This is a genomic window from Chromohalobacter moromii (assembly GCF_023091865.1).
GTDB lineage: Bacteria > Pseudomonadota > Gammaproteobacteria > Pseudomonadales > Halomonadaceae > Chromohalobacter > Chromohalobacter moromii.
This window is the reverse complement of the sequence record NZ_JAHXDI010000002.1, coordinates 566326-585305: the sequence shown is the minus strand read 5'-3', so window position 1 is coordinate 585305 and position 18980 is coordinate 566326. Positions and strand designations below refer to the sequence as shown.

Annotated in this window: 19 protein-coding genes; 9 read left to right on the top strand and 10 right to left on the bottom strand. The window is 62.7% G+C overall.

All coding sequences use genetic code 11. The annotated features are described in order from the left end of the window. Positions 1 to 9 precede the first annotated feature (9 nt). The 3 genes from KZO83_RS09215 to KZO83_RS09205 all read left to right on the top strand — a co-directional run bounded on the left by KZO83_RS09215 (position 10) and on the right by KZO83_RS09205 (position 2804). The gene (locus KZO83_RS09215) at positions 10 to 1812 is read left to right on the top strand and encodes a sugar phosphorylase (protein ID WP_247620558.1); all 1803 of its coding nucleotides are present in this window, start codon (positions 10 to 12) and stop codon (positions 1810 to 1812) included. A gap of 264 nt (positions 1813 to 2076) precedes the next feature. Then, positions 2077 to 2475, top strand: a complete 399-nt coding sequence (crcB, locus tag KZO83_RS09210; protein ID WP_247620557.1) for a fluoride efflux transporter CrcB — start codon at positions 2077 to 2079, stop codon at positions 2473 to 2475. After that, positions 2472 to 2804 (top strand): DUF190 domain-containing protein, encoded by a 333-nt coding sequence (locus tag KZO83_RS09205; protein WP_246920296.1) that lies wholly within the window; start codon positions 2472 to 2474, stop codon positions 2802 to 2804. Before crcB ends, KZO83_RS09205 begins: the two co-directional genes overlap by 4 nt. Here KZO83_RS09205 and KZO83_RS09200 read toward each other — a convergent pair. Next, the gene (locus KZO83_RS09200; RefSeq protein ID WP_247620556.1) at positions 2801 to 3325 is read right to left on the bottom strand and encodes a DsrE family protein; all 525 of its coding nucleotides are present in this window, start codon (positions 3323 to 3325) and stop codon (positions 2801 to 2803) included. The genes KZO83_RS09205 and KZO83_RS09200 overlap by 4 nt on opposite strands. A 229-nt stretch (positions 3326 to 3554) precedes the next feature. On the opposite strand from KZO83_RS09200, the gene dsbD reads away from it, so the two are divergent. The 3 genes from dsbD to dsbG are packed head-to-tail and all read left to right on the top strand — an operon-like array spanning position 3555 to position 6995. Beyond that, positions 3555 to 5393 carry a protein-disulfide reductase DsbD gene (gene dsbD / locus KZO83_RS09195; RefSeq protein WP_247620555.1) on the top strand — a complete coding sequence of 613 codons (1839 nt, stop codon included), beginning with the start codon at positions 3555 to 3557 and terminating at the stop codon, positions 5391 to 5393. Continuing rightward, on the top strand, positions 5390 to 6214 hold the full coding sequence (locus KZO83_RS09190; protein WP_247620554.1) for a TlpA disulfide reductase family protein: 825 nt from the start codon (positions 5390 to 5392) through the stop codon (positions 6212 to 6214). The genes dsbD and KZO83_RS09190 overlap by 4 nt, the downstream gene beginning before the upstream one ends. 13 nt (positions 6215 to 6227) lie before the next feature. Continuing rightward, on the top strand, positions 6228 to 6995 hold the full coding sequence (dsbG, locus tag KZO83_RS09185) for a thiol:disulfide interchange protein DsbG (protein WP_247620553.1): 768 nt from the start codon (positions 6228 to 6230) through the stop codon (positions 6993 to 6995). A gap of 24 nt (positions 6996 to 7019) precedes the next feature. Here the strand turns inward: dsbG and KZO83_RS09180 are convergent, their stop codons facing one another. The 7 genes from KZO83_RS09180 to KZO83_RS09150 form a co-directional block, all read right to left on the bottom strand. Continuing rightward, positions 7020 to 8342: an ATP-binding protein gene (locus KZO83_RS09180; protein ID WP_247620552.1), complete on the bottom strand. Its 1323-nt coding sequence runs from the start codon at positions 8340 to 8342 to the stop codon at positions 7020 to 7022. Continuing rightward, positions 8339 to 9040, bottom strand: a complete 702-nt coding sequence (locus KZO83_RS09175; RefSeq protein ID WP_247620551.1) for a response regulator — start codon at positions 9038 to 9040, stop codon at positions 8339 to 8341. Before KZO83_RS09175 ends, KZO83_RS09180 begins: the two co-directional genes overlap by 4 nt. Positions 9041 to 9053: 13 nt before the next feature. Then, complete coding sequence (locus tag KZO83_RS09170; protein ID WP_247620550.1) at positions 9054 to 9467, bottom strand: DUF6691 family protein; 414 nt, start codon at positions 9465 to 9467, stop codon at positions 9054 to 9056. Then, positions 9464 to 9922, bottom strand: coding sequence for a YeeE/YedE family protein (locus tag KZO83_RS09165; RefSeq protein WP_247620549.1), 459 nt, complete (start codon positions 9920 to 9922; stop codon positions 9464 to 9466). The genes KZO83_RS09170 and KZO83_RS09165 overlap by 4 nt, the downstream gene beginning before the upstream one ends. Before the next feature lie 54 nt (positions 9923 to 9976). Beyond that, positions 9977 to 11770 carry a SulP family inorganic anion transporter gene (locus KZO83_RS09160; protein WP_247620548.1) on the bottom strand — a complete coding sequence of 598 codons (1794 nt, stop codon included), beginning with the start codon at positions 11768 to 11770 and terminating at the stop codon, positions 9977 to 9979. Between the two features lie 61 nt (positions 11771 to 11831). Continuing rightward, positions 11832 to 13100, bottom strand: a complete 1269-nt coding sequence (locus KZO83_RS09155; protein ID WP_247620547.1) for an NAD(P)/FAD-dependent oxidoreductase — start codon at positions 13098 to 13100, stop codon at positions 11832 to 11834. A gap of 58 nt (positions 13101 to 13158) precedes the next feature. After that, on the bottom strand, positions 13159 to 14070 hold the full coding sequence (locus KZO83_RS09150) for an MBL fold metallo-hydrolase (protein ID WP_247620546.1): 912 nt from the start codon (positions 14068 to 14070) through the stop codon (positions 13159 to 13161). A 305-nt stretch (positions 14071 to 14375) separates the two neighbouring features. On the opposite strand from KZO83_RS09150, the gene KZO83_RS09145 reads away from it, so the two are divergent. The 3 genes from KZO83_RS09145 (at position 14376) to KZO83_RS09135 (ending at position 16614) form a co-directional block, all read left to right on the top strand. Further along, on the top strand, positions 14376 to 15134 hold the full coding sequence (locus KZO83_RS09145) for an amino acid ABC transporter substrate-binding protein (protein ID WP_246920257.1): 759 nt from the start codon (positions 14376 to 14378) through the stop codon (positions 15132 to 15134). A 62-nt stretch (positions 15135 to 15196) separates the two neighbouring features. Further along, positions 15197 to 15871, top strand: a complete 675-nt coding sequence (locus KZO83_RS09140; protein ID WP_097024183.1) for an amino acid ABC transporter permease — start codon at positions 15197 to 15199, stop codon at positions 15869 to 15871. After that, positions 15868 to 16614 carry an amino acid ABC transporter ATP-binding protein gene (locus tag KZO83_RS09135; protein ID WP_246920255.1) on the top strand — a complete coding sequence of 249 codons (747 nt, stop codon included), beginning with the start codon at positions 15868 to 15870 and terminating at the stop codon, positions 16612 to 16614. Before KZO83_RS09140 ends, KZO83_RS09135 begins: the two co-directional genes overlap by 4 nt. 15 nt (positions 16615 to 16629) lie before the next feature. Here KZO83_RS09135 and KZO83_RS09130 read toward each other — a convergent pair whose 3' ends face one another. Both KZO83_RS09130 and KZO83_RS09125 read right to left on the bottom strand, forming a co-directional pair. Beyond that, positions 16630 to 17850 carry a glycosyltransferase family protein gene (locus KZO83_RS09130; protein WP_075370502.1) on the bottom strand — a complete coding sequence of 407 codons (1221 nt, stop codon included), beginning with the start codon at positions 17848 to 17850 and terminating at the stop codon, positions 16630 to 16632. Further along, a complete protein-coding gene (locus KZO83_RS09125; RefSeq protein ID WP_247620545.1) occupies positions 17847 to 18734 on the bottom strand; it encodes an HAD-IIB family hydrolase in 888 nt (295 codons plus the stop codon). Before KZO83_RS09125 ends, KZO83_RS09130 begins: the two co-directional genes overlap by 4 nt. Between the last annotated feature and the right edge of the window lie 246 nt (positions 18735 to 18980).

Here is an 18980-nt window from a genome sequence, read left to right as displayed (position 1 = left end):
GGATCCTCGATGCCCCAGCCCACCTCCCCAGCCCCACAGACCGAACTCGATGAGGCCGCCTTCATCGCACGCGCCAAGGCGCGTCTCGAAGAAATCTACGGACCGCGGGCCGATGAAGTCCTGCGGCGCCTGCAACGCCTGATATCGCACCAACGTGGTGCCATTCCCGAACGCTCGCGTCCACTATGGAGCGAGCGCGATCAGTTGTTGATCACCTATGGCGATCTACTGCTCGACGGCGAGCGGCCTCCGCTGCAAGTGCTCGACGAGTTTCTCGAGACACGCCTCGCGGGCACCTTCAGCGGCGTTCACGTGCTGCCTTTTTTTCCTTGGAGCAGCGACGATGGCTTCTCGGTGATCCATTATCGCGAGGTCAACCCCGCACTAGGCGACTGGGAAGACATCCGCCGTCTGACGCGCCACGGCGATTTGATGGTCGATCTAGTCATCAATCACGTCTCGCGGGAATCGCTATGGTTCGTCGACTACCTGGCCGGCACCCAGCCGGGGCGCGACTACTTCATCGAAATGGACCCGAACACCGATCTATCGCATGTCACCCGGCCACGTAGCTCGCCGCTGTTGGTGCCGGTTTCCACGCGCCGCGGGACACGTTATCTGTGGGCGACATTTTCCGAGGATCAGATCGATCTCAACTTCGCCAACCCCGATGTGCTCATCGAGTTCATCGGCATCATGCTCTACTACGTGGAGCAAGGCGCGCGCATCATACGCCTCGACGCCATCGCCTACCTGTGGAAGAAAATCGGCACTTCGTGCATCCATCTGCCGGAGACCCATGCCGTAGTCCGGCTGCTACGCGCCGTGCTCGACCACCTCGCCCCCGGCACGCTGCTGATCACCGAAACCAACGTGCCACACCGCGAGAACATGAGCTACTTCGGCCTCGAACGCCTCGACGATACCACCACGTCGGACGCACCCACGCGCCCCGACGAAGCGCACATGATCTATCAGTTCACGCTGCCGCCACTGTTGGTGCACACGCTCACCAGCGGCGATGCCACGGCGCTGGAAGCCTGGGCACGCAGCCTCCCCGCGTTGCCGCCTGGCTGCACCTATTTCAACTTCACCGCCAGCCACGACGGCATCGGCGTACGCGCGCTGGAAGGGCTATTACCGCCCCACGAGATCGATGCCATGCTCGAGCTCATGCACCGCTTCGGCGGGTATGTGAGCATGAAGGCCAACGCCGATGGCAAGGACACGCCTTACGAGGTCAACATCACCTACTTCGATGCGCTACGCGGCACACGTCGCGGCGCCGATCCGTGGCAGGTGGAACGTTTCTTGTGCAGCCAACATTTGATGCTCGCGCTGCAGGGCGTGCCGGGCATCTATTTCCACTGCCTGACCGCCACGCTCAATGACCACGAAGGCGTCGAGCGCAGTGGACAATTGCGTACCATCAACCGTCGGCGCTGGCAGAAGGAGGCCCTGGACGAACTCCTCGATAGCCGCAACACGCCCACGCGAGAAGTCTTCATGGCCTTGCGCCGGCGCCTCAAGCTACGTGCCCAGGAGCCCTGCTTTCATCCCCAGGTCGAGCAGCACATCGTCGACACACCGCCGACGCTATTCGCCGTGCAGCGAGGTCCGCTGGCCGATGGACGTCGCCTGCTCGCGATCTATAACGTCACCGACAAACGCCAGCCACTGCCCTTACCCGACCTCGACGAAGACGGCTGGTACGATCTGCTTGCCGATGCGCCCTGGGATGCGCAGGCCCCGCGTGAACTGCGCCCCTATCGCAGCTTGTGGCTGGTGCAACGGCCTGGCACACCGACATAGGCTTGCCGACGCGCGTCGTGCTGGTTACTGTACGCGTGGAGATGGCATTCCTCCCGTCGTCATCGGCGTCCGAAACACGGCGCCCATCGCGACAAACCGCCTGGCATCGGCACCACATCGCCGACGCGTTCTCGCCAGTGCTAATGATGCCTGCCAACGCACTCGAGGTGCGTCGTGCGCAGGTATTCACGGTTATTTCTTTCAGCCTCGCCGCCCCCGCACGCCCACCTCGTTGATCATTCTCAATTGCGAGGAATCGAACGCATGTGGTTTTCCATCGTGGCGATCGGCGCCGGTGCAGCGCTCGGCGCCAACCTACGCTGGCTACTGGGAATATGGCTCAACGCCCTCTTCCCCGCGGTCCCCCCCGGCACCTTGGCCGCCAACTGGCTAGGCGCCTGGCTAATCGGCCTTTCCATAGCCTTCTTCGCCCAGTTGCCGCATCTCTCCCCCGAGTGGCGCCTATTCGTGGTAACCGGCTTTTTAGGGGCGTTGACGACCTTCTCGACTTTTTCTGCCGAGATGTTCACTAACCTGCAGGCCGGGCGTTACCTCATGGCATTATCGGGCATCGCCGTGCACGTACTCGGCTCGTTGGTCATGACCGGCGTAGGCATCGCCACCTTCGGTGCCCTCAAACACCTGACGGGAGTTTTGAAATGAGCGAATGGCAACACGGTTACGAAGTCATCTTCATGGCGCCAGAGTCGCGTCGTCACCATGGCAAACCCGTCATCGACGCCGTGGCCGAACACGCCAAGACGCTGGGCATCGAACGCATGACGCGCCGCACGGCCAGTGAAGGCACTGGTGCCGACGGGCGCACGCATTCGGCGCATTTCTTCGAATTGGCCGACCGGCCCATCGAACTCCTCTTCGTGCTGGATAAGACGCTGACCGAGCGTCTTATCGACGCCGTCGACCAGGCTGGCATCGACGTCTTCGTGCTCCGCCGCGAGGTGAATTACGCCCAGTTGGGGGGATCGCGTTAAACTGCCACCAGCGCGAAGCCGGCATTTTGCAGCGCGATGCCCACCGTCATGCCAGACTGCGCCAGTTCGATATCGGCCAACAGGGTATCGCGGGCAAATCCCTGACCGTGCCAGGCTTGCAGACACACCATGACGCCGACGCCTTCGCGCTGAAGCGCCTCGATCAACACGCGGTTGGGATTGTTCGAGGCGTCCGGCAATCCGTAATGACGCGCATAGGCGGCATCCTCGAGCAGGCACGGCGTCGCTGCTCCTGAAACGAGGACGATCATGTGGCGACGCTCGGCCGGCACGTCGGCCGCCGCGAACAGGTTCACCGCGCGCACGGCGCGCAGCAGCCCGGCATTCGCCATGGCCGCCTGCGCGCTGGGCGTCGTCCACTGGAACAGCGCCCGGTAGGTGCCATGCGCCAGCGGCAACCACTGGGCCTCTTCTTGCCCGGCGAGCGGCACCTCGTCGATGGGCGACGGCGAGGTGCTCGGTGGTTGTCGTGATATCCAGTTATTCCAGCTTGTCGTCATATCGCCCCTCCCACGGATTGCAATCACACCACTTCAGCGCGTTGCCGCTCGCTTGGCAAGCGCCGCGACATACCGACATGCATCGCTCTTAATGCTCGGCTAATCCCATGCCGTTATGCTAGGCGCCATCTCGTCACCCGTATGGACTATCATGATTCACGCTTCGCGCCGGCCAATATGCCATTTTCGCTCCCTAAGCCATGGGCTCGCAGCCTGTCTGGCCGCGCTCATGCTCGTCTTCGCCACCCCGGCCTTCGCCGAATCGCCGTTTGCCAGCCAAGACGACTTCCTCTCCGCCGAGCAGGCTTTCTCGTTGTCGGTATCGCGCGATGACGGCACGCTCATCGCCGAGTGGGACATCGCGCCAGAGTATTACCTGTATCGGCATCGCTTCAGCGTCGAAACCGAAGATGGCCCGGTGGATATCGAGCTACCGAAGGGCGAGACCATCGAGGACGACTATTTCGGTCGCTCAGAGGTCTACCATCATCAAGTGGCATTGCGTGCCGCGCTGGGCGATGCCGAGCAGGTGACGCTGACTTGGCAAGGCTGTGCCGAAGCCGGGCTGTGTTATCCGCCGCAGCACCGAACCTTCGATGCCGACACGCTCGCCGCCAGCAGCAAAGCGGATAGCGCCAACACCACGGATCATGCACGTGACACTGCCTTCGAGCCCGGCACCGATGATGCGGCAAACTCGAGCGATGCATCGCCCCCCTCCGATGCCGCTCAGGCCGACGATCAACGCCTCGCATCCCAGCTGGCCGACGCCCGGCTGGGCTGGGTGCTACTGGCTTTCTTCGGCATGGGGTTGCTGCTGACCTTCACGCCCTGCGTGCTGCCCATGGTGCCGATCCTTTCCAGTCTCATCGTGGGTGCCACACGCGACGGCCGGCCACGCATGCGTGACGGTGCCGTGCTCTCGCTCGCCTACATATTGCCCATGGCCACGACGTATGCAGCGTTGGGTGTCGCGGCGGCGCTGGCCGGGGCCAACCTGCAGATGCTGTTCCAAGCGCCTATCTTCATCGCCAGCTTCGCCGTGCTTTTCGTGCTGCTTGCCCTGGCGATGTTCGGCGTGTTCGAGCTGACGTTACCCCAAGGGTTACGTACCCGGCTCGATGCACGCCTGGAACGCCAACGCAGCGGGCGTCTCAAAGGCGCGGCCATCATGGGCGTACTCTCGGCATTACTGGTCGGCCCCTGCATGACGGCACCGCTGGCCGGGGCCCTGCTTTACATCGCCGAAAGCGGCAATGCATGGCAAGGCGGCCTGGCCCTGTGGTCATTGGGGCTGGGGATGGGCGCTCCCTTGTTCGCAGTAGGACTGCTCGGGCCGCGAATTCTGCCGCGCCCCGGGGCGTGGATGACTCGCGTACGCGCTATCTTCGGCTTCGTATTGTTGGGCATGGCGATATGGTTCGCGGCACGCATCCTGCCCCCTGCGCTGGAGATGGCCGCCTGGGGCGCTCTGTTCATCGGCCTCGCCCAGGCCATCTGGGCAACGGCACATGCACTGCACGACGCGCTGAAGGTGCTGGGACGCAGCCTGGCCACGATCCTCGGCGTATGGGGAATTCTCATGCTCGTCGGCGCGGCGGGAGGCCAACATGATCCGTTGCGGCCCTTGGCAGACTTCACGGGCAGCGGCGGCTCGCATGACACCGAGACATCCTCGACACTCAGCTTCGAGACCGTCGACGACCGCGACGCGTTGAACGCGCGTCTCGAGGAGGCAGCAGCACAGCAACGTCAGACACTCGTGGAATTCACCGCCGACTGGTGCATCAGTTGCGAGGTCATCGAGGAAGAAGTGTTCGACGATGCACGTGTGCAAGCGGCTCTGGAAGACGTGCAACTCATACGCATCGACGTTACCGACAACGACGCCGCAGATCAGGCCATCATGCAAGCCCTGGGCGTGGTCGGCCCCCCGACCCTGCTGCTCTACGGCGCCGATGGCCGCGAACGTCGAGAAAACCGCATCGTGGGTGAATTGAGTGCGGAAGAGTTCCTTGAACGCCTCGAGCGAGTAAAAGACACGCCCCGCGCGGGAGACGACGCATGACGGTCCTCGACCGCAGCGTGGCCATCGGACCGCTGGCGCTCAGCCTCGGCCAATTGTTGCTGGTCTTCGCGCTAGCCGTTGCTATCGTCACCGGCGCCTTGGTCGGGCGTCGACAACGCATCGGTGTCAGCGACACCCTCTTTACAGTAGTCTTCGTCGCCCTGGTCGGCGCGCGCCTGGTGTTCATCGTGCGCTACTGGGATTCCTACGATTCCCTGTGGGCCATGCTCGACATCCGTGACCGTGGCTTCGACCCATGGGGCGGGCTTGCCGCCGCCTTGGTCTACTGTGGTTGGCGACTATGGCGCGCACCTCGCCAGCGTCGCGCTTTGAGTGCCGCACTGCTGGCCGGCGCTCTCACCTGGGCGGGGGCAGTCTATGCTCTGGTCAAGCTTGACGAGGATGGGCATAGCGCTTTGCCCAAGACGTCGCTGATGACAATCGACGGCGCTGCCATCGACCTCCCTGCCCTACAAGACGATCAACCCTTGGTAGTAAATCTCTGGGCTAGCTGGTGCCCGCCCTGCAGGCGCGAGATGCCGCTGCTCGCCGATACGCAGCGGCGCCGTGACGATGTCACCTTCGTGTTCGTCAATCAGGGCGAGGCTCGCCAGGTCATCCGTCACTATCTGGACGACGAATCCCTCGATCTCGATAACGTGCTACGTGACGAGACGCTGGCGCTCGGAGAGCACGTAGGCGTCAAAGCGATGCCCACTACCTTGTTCTATGACGCCGATGGTCGCCTGGTCGACACGCATTTCGGCGAACTCTCGCAAGCCACCTTGAAACACGCCTTGTCACGCCTGACTCCACCTTAATAGGAGAATCCGCATGTCTTTGATCGCATGCACCATACGCCTAGGTCTCATCAGTGCTCTCGCCTTGGCTGCCACGCCCGCCTGGAGCCAGCCCGAGAACCTGCCCGCACCCGTCGAAGCACTCGTCGATCAAGGATTGACAGTGCACGAACGCTTCGAGGCCCCCGATGGCCTGACAGGTTACGCCGCTAGCGCACAAGGCCAGCCGGTGGCGATCTATGTCACCGAAAACGGCCAGCACGCCATCGTCGGCAACCTTGTCGATGCCGAAGGCAAAAACCTGTCGAGCGAGCCGCTCGACGAATTCGTCAAGGGGCCGCAGAACGCCGCCGTGTGGCAACGCCTCGAGGACAGTCATTGGATCCTCGACGGCAGCAGCGACGCCCCGCGCACGGTGTACGTCTTCACCGACCCCAACTGCCCATACTGCAAAAGCTTCTGGGACGCCGCACGCCCCTGGGTCGAGGCCGGTGACGTCCAGCTGCATCACATCATGGTTGGCGTTCTCAAGTCGGATAGCCCCGCCAAAGCAGCCACACTGCTGGGCGCCGACGATCCCGTAGCCGCCTTCACGGCACACAATCGCGGCGACGAGGTGGCCCCATCCGCACAACCGGCCGATATCGAGCAGCAAGTTCAGGACAACAACACCCTCATGCGCGAGCTGAACCTTCGGGGTACACCGGCGATCGTCTATCATCAGGACGGCAAGTTAGAGGTTGCTCAGGGAATGCCAGACGAGGAAAAAATGCGCGCCGTCATGGGCTCGCCACGCCCCTGATCACCCGCATCAGGGGCACGAAAATCAGACCTGTGGCAGCTTCATGCACACCTCGAAGCCACCGCTTGCAGGGTGCTGAAATTGCAGTTCGCCACTGGCACGTTCTGCAATCGCGGCCGTGATCGCAAGCCCTAGACCACTACCCGACGTAGCCGAATGCCGCCAAAAGCGCTCGGTGACATGAGCAAGCGCCTCATCGGGCACGCCCGACCCTTGGTCGTGCACGCGTAGCTCAACCCACGCGGTGGCGTTCGTCTCATGCGGCGCCAAGTCTACGTCCAACGTCACCGGCAAACCGGCCGGGCCATGCTTGAGCGCGTTGTCGAGTACGTTACGCAGCGCCGTGGCGGCCAGTTCCAGCGACACTCCCACGCGCGCATCCGGGAGTTTAGCCGGGACGACGATACGAGCAGGCTCTTGCGTATCGCGCACGGCGCTACGGACGATATCGGCCACTGTCGCACCGTCTGTCTCGTGCTGCACCCCGGCGCCCTCGATACGCGCCAGGGCCAGCAATTGATCGAGCGTGGCGGCCAAGCGCTGGGTCCCCTGCTCGGCATGCACGACGGCCTGGCGAATCGCATCGCCCTCTACGCGTCGCGCGACCTGAAGGTGCGTCTTGACGGCGGTCAGCGGTGTCCGCAGCTCATGCGCGGCAGCATCGGTGAAGCGCTGTTCACGATGAATGGCAGCACGCATGCGCTCCAACAGGGCGTTGAGCGTGGCGATCAACGGATGCAGTTCACGGGGCAGGCCGGTAGCCGTCACCGGCGAGAGATCATCACGATGCCGGCGGCTCAGCGCCTCGCGCCACCCATCGAGCGGCCGCAAGGCACGCCGGGTCCCCCACCACAGCACGCCCCCGCTGATTACCAGCGCCACCGCGAAGGGCACGACCACCAGCGCTAGAATATCGCGCATCAGACTACGCCGTTCCGTCACGCGGTCGGCGGTGGTGATCGTCACGCCATCGCGTATCAGCGTATAGACACGCCAGTCCTCACCCTCGCGCTGCCGATAGGAATAACCCGGCTGGCCCACATCGAGGATCGCGGCCATGTTCGTATGCGTACGTGCCAGCACTTGGCCCTGCGCGGACGTCACCTGACAGGCGACGCCCTTTAGCGGTGCCACGATGGACGCCCGCCGCGTCTCATCAGCCGCCCAGCTGTCCTCAGGCAATCGCGCCATCAGGCCCGCGACCATGTTCGCCGACTGTGCGAGGCGGCGGTCGAGCGTACGCTCCACCTCATCGTTGAGGCCCCACCACAGCCAGGCCGCCGCCAGGCTCCAAGTGACCGTCAAGGTCACGCCGAGTATCACCAGCAAGCGCGTCTTGAGGCTCATCGCGATGCCACCGACGAGGCATCCGCCTCCGCCAGAGCCTCGGGCGTGCCGAGACGATAACCGAGGCCACGGACCGTCTCGATCACGGCCGGCGCCACTTTGCGGCGGAGATGATGGATGTGAACGTTGAGCGCATTGCTCTCCACCTCGTCGTCGAGGCCGTAGAGACTATCGCGCAGTTGATTCGCGCTCAGCACGCTGCCCGGCGACTGCAGGAAGGTCTCCAGCAGCACCAGTTCCCGCCGCGACAGCGTGACAGGGTGCCCCCGCCAGGTGACCTGGCGCGTCTGAGGGTCGAGCCGCAGCGCGCCATGGACGATACACGGATGGGCCCGGCCACCCGCGCGACGCAGTAACGCATGCAATCGCGCCACCAGTTCGTCGAGATCGAAGGGCTTGACCAGATAATCGTCGGCGCCGGCATCGAGCCCCGCGATGCGGTCGCTGACGGCATCGCGGGCGGTCAGCACCAATACCGGCACGCGTTTGCCGGCCTCGCGCCATTCCTCGACCAGCGTCAACCCATCGCCATCGCGAAGACCGCGGTCGAGTACCACGACATCGCTGGTCACGACCTGCAGGGCATGACGCGCCGCTGCCATCGAGGCGACGGTATCGACCGCCCACCCATGGCTCTCCAACCCCGCGCGAATACCGGCCGCCACCAGTTCATCGTCCTCAACGAGAAGCACATGCATGTATTTTTTCCCCTCAATGACGCGAGTTCATTCGCCGGGCCAGCCACCATCCCGCTATCAACGTCACGATGAATGCCGCCAGCGGCCAGCTCAGCCCTGAAAGCGAGGCGACCGCCGGCCCCGGGCAATAGCCGGAGAGCCCCCAACCGATGCCGAAAAGCGCGGCACCACCCAGCAGACGGGTATCGAGGTCACGGCGGGTGGGCAGTTGAAACCGGGATTCGAACAGCGGCGTTTGGTGTCGCCAGACCAGCCGGTAACCGATGAAAGTGGTGACGACCGCACCGCCCAGCACGAAGACCAGGGTCGGATCCCAGTCGCCGGCCACGTCGAGGAAGCCGATGACCCGTGCCGGATCGGTCATGCCGCTGATCGCCAGCCCGAGCCCGAACAGCAGTCCTGCCAGATATCCCGCCAGCGCTTTCATGCCGAGCCCCCCAGCAGGTGCCGCGCGACGAATACCGTCAGCATGGCGACCAGCACGAAGACGAGCGTCGCGGCCATCGACCGGGGCGACAGACGCGCCAACCCGCAGACCCCGTGCCCGCTGGTGCAGCCGCTGCCCAGACCGGTGCCCAACCCGACCAGCAGGCCGGCGACCAACATTGTCGTCAGCCCGCTCGCCGGAGCACCGATCATCGCCCCGCTGTCACCCGCCACATTGCCCCAACCCAGGCCGGACAGCATCAAAAGTCCCGGTCCAGAGACGAGGCCCAGCAGGAAGGCGACACGCCAGGGCCTGTCCCCGCCGCGCTCGAAAACCAGCCCGGAAAGAATCCCGCTGATACCGGCGACCCGTCCCAGCAGCCCCATGAGCAGAGTGGCGGAAAGTCCGATCAGGACCCCGCCCAGCAACCCCTGCAACGCACTCATCGATTCCATCTCATTCCTCTTGATGTTGTCTCCACCATGACTGTCTAAACCAGCTGTCGCGTCTCAACCGGCTGTCGCCGAATGCCCGGGGCCGGGCGATGCGATACAGGGATGGCTCAATCGCCCCGCCCCGCGGCCATGCAGCTCGCACCAGGCATCGAAGGTGCTCAGAAAGACCCGGCCATTGAGCGTTTCGAGCAGTTCAGTGCGACTCAGCCGATCCATCACCGGTCCTTTTACTTCGGCGAGATGCAGCCCGATCCGCCGGTCCCGAAGACGCCGATTGAGCGCTTCGAGACTCTCCAATGCCGTCGCATCGATGACATTGATCGCCTGACAGGCCAGCACTAGATCCCGCGGCGGAGGATCGCGATTGACCACCGCCGTGATCAGGTCTTCCAGGTGGCGAACGTTGGCAAAATAAAGGCTCTCGTCGACGCGCAGAATGGCGACACTGACGTCGGTTTCCACGGCATGGCGACGGACGTTGCGAAAATGCTCGGTGCCGGGGATGCGACCGACTTCCGCGCTGTGCGGCCGACTGGTGCCATAAAGATGCAACGCCAGCGACATGGCAACACCGACCAAGATGCCCACGTCCACACCCAGCATCAGTGTCGCCAGCGCGGTCGCCGACATGGCGATGCCCTCGCCACGGGCATAGCGCCAGACACGCTTGAATGCCGCCAGATCGACCAGCGACACGGTGGCGATAACGATGGTCGCCGCCAGCGTTCCCATCGGCAATTGTCGCAGCCAGGGCGACAGAAACAGCATGGCCAACGCGATGCCCACGGCGGTGAAAGCACTGGAGGCCGGGGTGCGGGCACCGGCATCGAAGTTGACCACGGAACGGGAGAAGCCGCCGGTGATCGGCATGCCGCCGGTGAACGAAGCTGCCAGGTTGGCTCCGCCCAGCCCGATCAGTTCCTGGTCCGGGTCGACGCGTTCGCCGCGGCGCACCGCCAGCGCCTGCGCTACTGACACTGACTCCACGTAGCCGACGATGCTGATCAGTACTGCCGAGCCGATCAGTGATCGCCACAGCGCTGGCTCCCAATCGGGCAGGGTCAAAGGTGGCAGTCCGGCGGGAATCTCGCCGATGACGGCGACACCATTACCGAGCCATCCCGCCGCACCGGCCACCAACGTCGCCAGCACGATGGTGGCGATCGGCGCCAACTTGACCAGCACGCCCGCCACCCTGGCCGGTACTTTGCAGCGTTCCAACGCGGATTTACCCCACCGCCGTACCCACCACAACACCAGAAGCGATCCCAGCCCGATGCTCATCGTCGGTAGACTGACATCCTCCAGCACGGAAGGCAGCTGAGCCACCAACGCCGGTAACGTCGAGCCCGACAGGTCGACTCCAAGCAACTGCTTGAGCTGACTCGCCGCGATCAGTACGCCCGAGGCGCTGACGAAGCCGGTCATCACCGGGTGGCTCAGAAAGTTGACCAGAAAGCCCAGCCGGCAGAGCCCCATGATCAGCAGAATGCCGCCGGAAAGCAGCGCCAGTACCAGAGCCGCGGCGATATAGTCCTGCGAACCCGATTCGGCTACTTGCGACAAGGCCGATGCCGTCATCAACGAGACAACCGCCATCGGCCCCACCGACAACGTCGTGCTGGTCCCCAACAGCGTGTAGACCACCAGCGGCACGAGGCTTGCGTACAACCCCACCACCGGGGGAAGTCCCGCCAGCATCGCGTAGGCCAGTGCCTGCGGAATCAGCATCAGCGCCACGATGACCGCCGCCAGCAGATCCTCGCCCAGCCACTTGCCGTTGTAGCGCCGTCCCCAGTCGAGAATCGGCAGCCAGCGTGCCAATCCGACCTGATGCTGCTGATTCATGGTTTCTCAGCCTCGTTCTCCGAACCGTGTCGTGAGCTGTCATTCATGCAAGATGCACCGTTCAGGAACGACGCTGCGGTTTGGCCAACCACTCATGCCCCTTGAGCATCAGGTGCCAGTAGATGAAGGGTAATTGTTGCGCTTTGATGTTCCAGCCAAGCTTGGTCGGTCTTGTCGCCTGGTTGATCCATGAGGGAAAGGTCGGCTGCAGCTTGCCGCCATAGCCGAACTCGGCCAGCACCACACGGCCACGCTCCACCGTCAGGGGGCAGGCACCGTATCCCAAGTAGCCGGACGGCATCGGCTTGCCATCGAGTGACGCGACCAGATTGTCCGCCACTACCGGGGCCTGCTTACGCACGGCGGCAGCCGTCTTGGCGTTACCGGTGCCGCTGGCATCGCCGAGACCGAAGACATCATTGAAGCGATTATGCTGGAGGGTATCGGCATCGAGATCGAGCCACCCCGCCTCGTTGGCCAGCGGCGATTCGCGCACCAGCCGTGGGGCGCGCTGAGGGGGAACGACGTGAAGCATGTCGAAATCGGTTTCGATCTCTTCACTGCCGTCCTCGCTCGTGACGCGGAAACGCGCTTTCTGGGCCGGGCCGTCCACGGCGACGAGGTTCTGCTGGAACTGCTTGTGGATGCCGTAGCGCTGCACGTATTCATCCAGCGCCGGCACGAAGTCCGAAACGCCGAACATCACGCCACCGGCATTGTGGAAGTGAACGTCGATATTGTTCAGAACGCCCTGCTTCTCCCACTCATAGCAGGAGAGATACATCGCCTTCTGTGGCGCGCCGGCGCACTTGATCGGCATCGGCGGCTGGGTAAAGAGCGCCTTGCCGCCTCGCATCGACTGCACCATCGACCAGGTATAAGGCGCCAGATCGAAACGGTAGTTCGACGTCACGCCATTCTTGCCCAGCGTCTCCTCGAGGCCATCGATCGCCTGCCAGTCGATCTCGAGTCCCGGCGCGACTACTAGCGCTCGATATCCCAGTGTCACGCCATTGCCCAGCATGACCTGACGGGACGCCGGTAATAGCCGATCCGCCGCGGTCTGATGCCAGGTCACGAAGCTCGGCATCACCGAGCGCATCGAACGCCGGGTCTGCTCCGGAGTGAACACGCCACCCCCCACCAGCGTCCAGCCGGGCTGGTAGAAGTGATCCTGCGCGGGCTCGACGATGGCGATATCGAGATCTGAACGGCGTTTGTGCAGACTCGAGGCGACCGCGATGCCTCCCGCCCCACCGCCAATGATGACGATGTCATGGCGTTTGTCGTTCTCGGTCTTCGTTTCGTCCACGACTGTCGATTCGTTCATGACTAACTCCCGTTGGTAGATTCGGCGCGGCGCGGTATGGCCTGACGACGGCGCCTTCTCACTCCCATGCCGCGCCTTCGAGGGCATCGAGCGGGAATTTCAGATAGCGCTTGCCGTTGTTCTCCGGCTCGGGGAGACGGCCGCCGAGGATGTTGACCTGCAGCGCGTGCAGGATCAGCTTCGGCATCGGTAATTCGCTGTCGCGGCGGTTGCGCAGCTCGACGTACTCGGCTTCGCTACTGTCGCTCAAACGATGCTTGTTGTGCTCACGCTGCTCGCGCACGGAACTTTCCCACTGCGGTTCGCGCCCGTCGGGCATGTAATCGTGGCCGGTGAACAGGCGCGTCTCGTCGGGCAGCGCCAGGATCGCCTGGATCGAGTGCCACAGCTGATGGGCGCTTCCCCCGGGGAAGTCGGCACGGGCGGTGCCGAAATCGGGCTGGAACAGGGTGTCATGAACGAAGGCGGCATCGCCGATCACGTAGGTGATCGAGGCCAGCGTATGGCCCGGCGAGTGCATCACGCGGCAATCGATCTCGCCCAGCGTAAAGGTATCCCCGTCGTCGAACAGACGATCCCACTGGCTGCCGTCGTCCTTCAGGTCCGGCCAGTTGTAGATCTCCTTCCACAACGCCTGGACTTGGGTCACCGGCCCGCCGATAGCGGTGGGCGCGCCGGTTTTTTCATGCAGGTAACGGGCGGCGGAAAAGTGATCCGCATGCGGGTGCGTATCCAGAATCCAATCGACCTCGAGCCCTTCGCGTTTTACATAGGCAAGAATCTCATCTGCCTGGAGCGTCGCTGTCGCACCGGACTTCTCATCGAAGTCGAGCACCGGATCGATGATCGCACACCGCTGAGTCGACGGATCACTCACGACGTATTGAATGCTGAAGGTACGCGGATCGAAAAAGCCTGCGACGTCCGGCTGACCAGATTGATGCGCACGTGATAAAGCAAAGGTTTTCATTGCGTCCGTATCGCCTCCCTAGTGCTTGAATATTATAAACAGGATAACGCATTTAATGTTCTAACGTTATATCTTTTTTTCATATATAGGCGCGACACATGCTGTCTCGCTATAAACGACAGCAATAATCATCGACATGGCATCGGAAAGTTCCGCGGGATGCACAAAAACAAAAAGGAATATAAAATGTTGCTATTATTCTCTATCGGACTATTTAAGCTACACTCATCGCTAAACGACGCGTCTCACTACCGGGCTCGTCGCTTAAGAGTTGCGCTTTCCGCCTTACCCGTTAGGAGCCGACCATGACACTAAGCCAAATCGCCAAATTTGCCCTGACCGGCCTTGCCTTGAGTGCAATCGCCGCAACCGCGCATGCCGACACCTTGCGTGTCGGCATGTCGGGCGGTTATTACCCCTTCACCTTCGTCGAGCAGGATGAGCTGAAAGGCTTCGAGGTCGACGTCATGAACGCCGTGGGCGAGCAGATCGGCGACGAGATCGAGTTCGTCACCGCGAGTTTCTCGGGTTTGGCGGGCATGCTGGATTCCGGGCGCATCGACACCATCGCCAATCAGATCACCATCACCCCCGAGCGCAAGGCCAAATACGCCTTCACGCAGCCCTATGTGTATGACGGGGCACAGGTCGTGGTGCGTGAGGGCAACGACGCCATCCAGGGAGTCGAGGATCTCAAGGGCAAGACCGTCGCCGTCAACCTCGGTTCCAACTACGAGCAGTTGCTGCGCGAACTGCCCTACGCGGACGAGATCGACATCAAGACCTACGACTCCAACATCGAGCAGGATGTCGCCCTGGGGCGCGCCGACGCCTTCGTCATGGACCGGGTCAGCGCCACCCAGGTGATCAAGGACAAGCCCTTGCCGCTCGCGCTCGCCGGCCAGCCGTTCTCGCGTATCGAAAACGCCCTGCCCTTCCGCGACAACGAAGACGGACGCGCCCTGCGCGATCGCGTCGATGACGCTCTCGCCGACCTGCGCGAGAACGGCACGCTGACGCAAATCTCAGAGAAGTGGTTCGGTACCGATATCACCACGCCGTGACACCACGCTTCATTTGAACGGCCGGGGCTTGCCTCGGTCGTATGCTTTTAGGCGACTCGATCATGCACGTTCTCGATCTCGACTACATGCTGGGGTTGTTGCCGATTTTACTCGGCTATCTACCGCTGACATTGGAAATGGCCGGCGCCGGGATGGTTGCGGCGCTGGTACTGGCCTGCCTGCTGGCCGTCGTACGCGTGCAGCGCATGCCAGGGCTCAACGCCCTGGCCATGCTGTTCATTTCCTTCTTTCGCGGCACGCCGCTGCTGGTGCAACTGTTCCTGTTCTATTACGGTTTACCGCAAATTCTGACCTTCCTGGTCGCGATCAACGGCATCACCGCTACCATCCTGGGGCTGACCCTGCACTTTTCTGCCTACATGGCGGAATCGATCCGCGCCGCCATCGTCGGGGTCGACCGCAGCCAGACGGAAGCAGCGCTGTCCATCGGCATGACCCAAGGGCAACTGATGCGTCGCATCGTCCTGCCACAGGCGACGCGCGTGGCCACGCCGACGCTCATGAACTATTTCATCGACATGATCAAGGCCACCTCCCTGGCCTTCACACTAGGCGTCACGGAATTGATGGGCGCCACACAGAAAGAGGCGGCAGGCAGCTTTCTCTATTTCGAAGCGTTCTTGTTGGCGGCAATCATCTACTGGGTGGTGGTGGAAATTCTTTCGTGGTTACAACGACGGCTGGAAAAACGTCTCAACCGGGCCTATCAACGATGATCGCACTCAACGGCATCACCAAACGCTTCGGCGAGCATACCGTCTTCGAGAACATCGACCTGACACTGGAGCAAGGCGAGATCATCGTCGTCATCGGCCCGTCGGGCACCGGTAAGTCGACGCTTCTACGCTGCATCAATTATCTTGAAACGCCCGACGCCGGGCGCCTCACGGTGGGCAATCTCAGCCTCGATGCCAAGCACGCCACACGCCGGGAGATTCTCGCGCTACGCCGGCGTACGGCGTTCGTGTTCCAGAACTACGCCTTGTTCGCCAACAAGACCGCGCTGGACAACATCTGCGAAGGCATGATCGTCGTCGATGGCCTCTCCAAAGCAGAAGCACATGCCCGAGGGCGCGAGATTCTCGAACGCATCGGTCTCGCCGACAAGGCCAATGCATATCCAGCATCGCTATCAGGCGGCCAACAGCAACGCGTAGGCATCGGGCGTGCGATGGCCGCCAAGGCGGAAGTCATCCTCTTCGATGAGCCCACGTCCGCACTCGACCCGGAGTGGGTCGACGAGGTGCTTGCCCTGATGAAGCACCTCGCCCTGGAGCGCCAAACCATGATCGTAGTCAGCCACGAGATGCAATTCGCCCGCGAAGTCGCTGACCGCGTGGTGTTCATGGACGAAGGCCGCATCATCGAACAAGGCCCGCCCGGCGAGCTTTTCACCAACCCCCAGGACGAACGCACGCAACGCTTTTTGCGCAAGGTGCTGGCCAACAACCCGATCTGACGCATGCCTCGCGGGTCAGACCTGGCCCTGATTGTCGAGTTCCACGGCCTCGTACATGCGTTCCTTGAGGTCGTGGATCGCCGCGCTTACCCGGTTCCAACTGGGAATGAACGGCTTGTCGCGAGGCGATTCGAGAAACGACGCCCCCGCCTCGAGAATGTTCGCGGTGAAAAGTTCCACCGCTTGCTCCTCGCTATGGCGGTCGAGCGCCAGGCCATTCATGCGCGCGTCGTTATCGTAGGCCTCGATCAGATCCAATGCGGTACGATAGTAGGTTGCCTTGATGGTGCGGAAGGTCTCGGAGTGAATGGGCACGCCCAGTGTCGCTAGCTTGCGGAACATGGCCTTGGCGATGTCCAGGCTCATGCGATTGAGACCGCCGCTGGGATCGTCCGGTGAAACGGGCTGGTGCTTGTGATCGTAAGCATCGGCGATATCCACCTGGCACAGCCGCTTGGTCGAATGGTTGCGGTGAACCTCCGATAACACGCCGATCTCCAGTCCCCAGTCGCTGGGAATGCGAATGCCGTCGAGCACATCGGCGCGCATCGAGAACTCCCCCGAGAGCGGGTAACGATAGCTGTCCAGATACTCCAGGTACGGCAGCGGCCCGAAGACCATCTTCAACGCGCGGATCAACGGGGTCACCATCAGCCGCGCCACGCGCCCGTTGAGCTTGTTATCGGCCACCCGCGAGTAATAGCCCTTGCAGAACTCGTAGTTGAACTGCGGATTGGCAACCGGATACAACAGCCGCGCCAGCATGCCGCGGTCATAGGTCACGATATCGCAATCGTGCAGCGCTACCGCTTCCGTGCGTGCAGAAGCCAGCACATAACCGCTGCAGTACCACACGTTACGTCCCTTGCCGGGCTCCTGCGGCGCTAGGTCGAGGGCGTTCAACTCGGCATCCAGCGCCGACAGACGCGGGCCATCGTTCCACAAAATGCGATGATGCTGCGGCAGGCGCGAGAAGAATTCACGGGCGCGCAAGAACTGGTCACGATCGGCGCGATCCAGCCCGATCACGATTTCCGAGAGATACGGCACCTGCGCCAGTTCATCGACGATATTCGACAACGCAGGCCCCTCGAGTTCGGAGAACAGCGAGGGCAGTATCAAGCCCATCGGCCGGCGCTTGGAAAACCTCATCAAATCGGCTTCCAGGGCTTCCACCGGGCGCTGGGTGAGATTATGAAAGGTGGTGACGATACCGTTCTGGTAGAAATCGCTCATCGTGACGTGCCCTCCTGGGGAGTCTTGTCTTCGGACGTCGCATCCATGCAGGTCTGCCACCAGTCGGCGATGCCCTCAGCCCAACCGTCGGGACCGGGTTGCCGGGTGCGGAAGAGTGGTGCTTCAGTGGCAACATTGACCGTCGCACCATGCTTGCCGCGCACCAGTATCGGGTGATCGACGGCCTCGAGCAGGCTGATATCGTTGGGTCCATCGCCCAGCCCCACGGTCGCGGGCCTGACACCACGTAGCGCCGTATAACGCTCGACCAGCCAGCGCAGCGACTGGCCCTTGTCGACCGCCCCCATCACATGCCAGAAGCGCCCACCCCGAGTCAGCCGCAAGCCATCGCTTTCCAGGGCCCGTCGAAAGCGCGCCAGCGCGGCCTCGTCGTCGTCCCATATCAACGGCTCGCTGCCTTCGCGGGCCAACGCTTGACGCGCTTTGTCGGCACTCAGCGAGGTCAACTCGCACAGCGTCTCGAGGGACAATTCCGCCATGCTGCGAAAGCGCACGCCCAGCCGCTCACGCAACACGTCGAGCCGTCTGCGGATGAACCCTATATCCAGCGACGGCGTCTTGACGATCAGTCCACCCGGCGCGGCGGGGTCACGATCCAGCCGAGCATGTTGCCAACGCGCCGGCAATCCGATCACCGCGCCGTTCTCGGCGATGAACGGCGTCGCCGTGAGCCCCAGTTCATCGCGCAGGGCCAGTAGTTCCTCGCGGGTCTTGCTGGTCGTGGGAATCACCGCGACATCGGCCTCGGCGAGCCGAGTCAACCAGGCGGCGGCGGGTTGCCACGTGTAACTGTCGTGGTCGAGTAGCGTGCCATCCAAATCGGTGAACACCAGCCACGGCGTATGCGAAACCGACTGCGTCATGAGCCTTCTCCCCTTGGCACCGCCTCACATGTCCTGGAATGCGCCACACGATCTCGATGCGATCATGAAAGGTGCTCTTCAGATGAAGGTAGCACGGATCGTGCCACCCTCTGATAAGCAACCCTGCGAGCCCGGCCACCAAGGACTCATGCACGCGTCGCAACGGTGCATTGCCTTCCTCCAGGCACAAAAATGCCCCGTCGCAGCGCATCTAATGCACTACAACGGGGCGTATAAAGCCTTAGC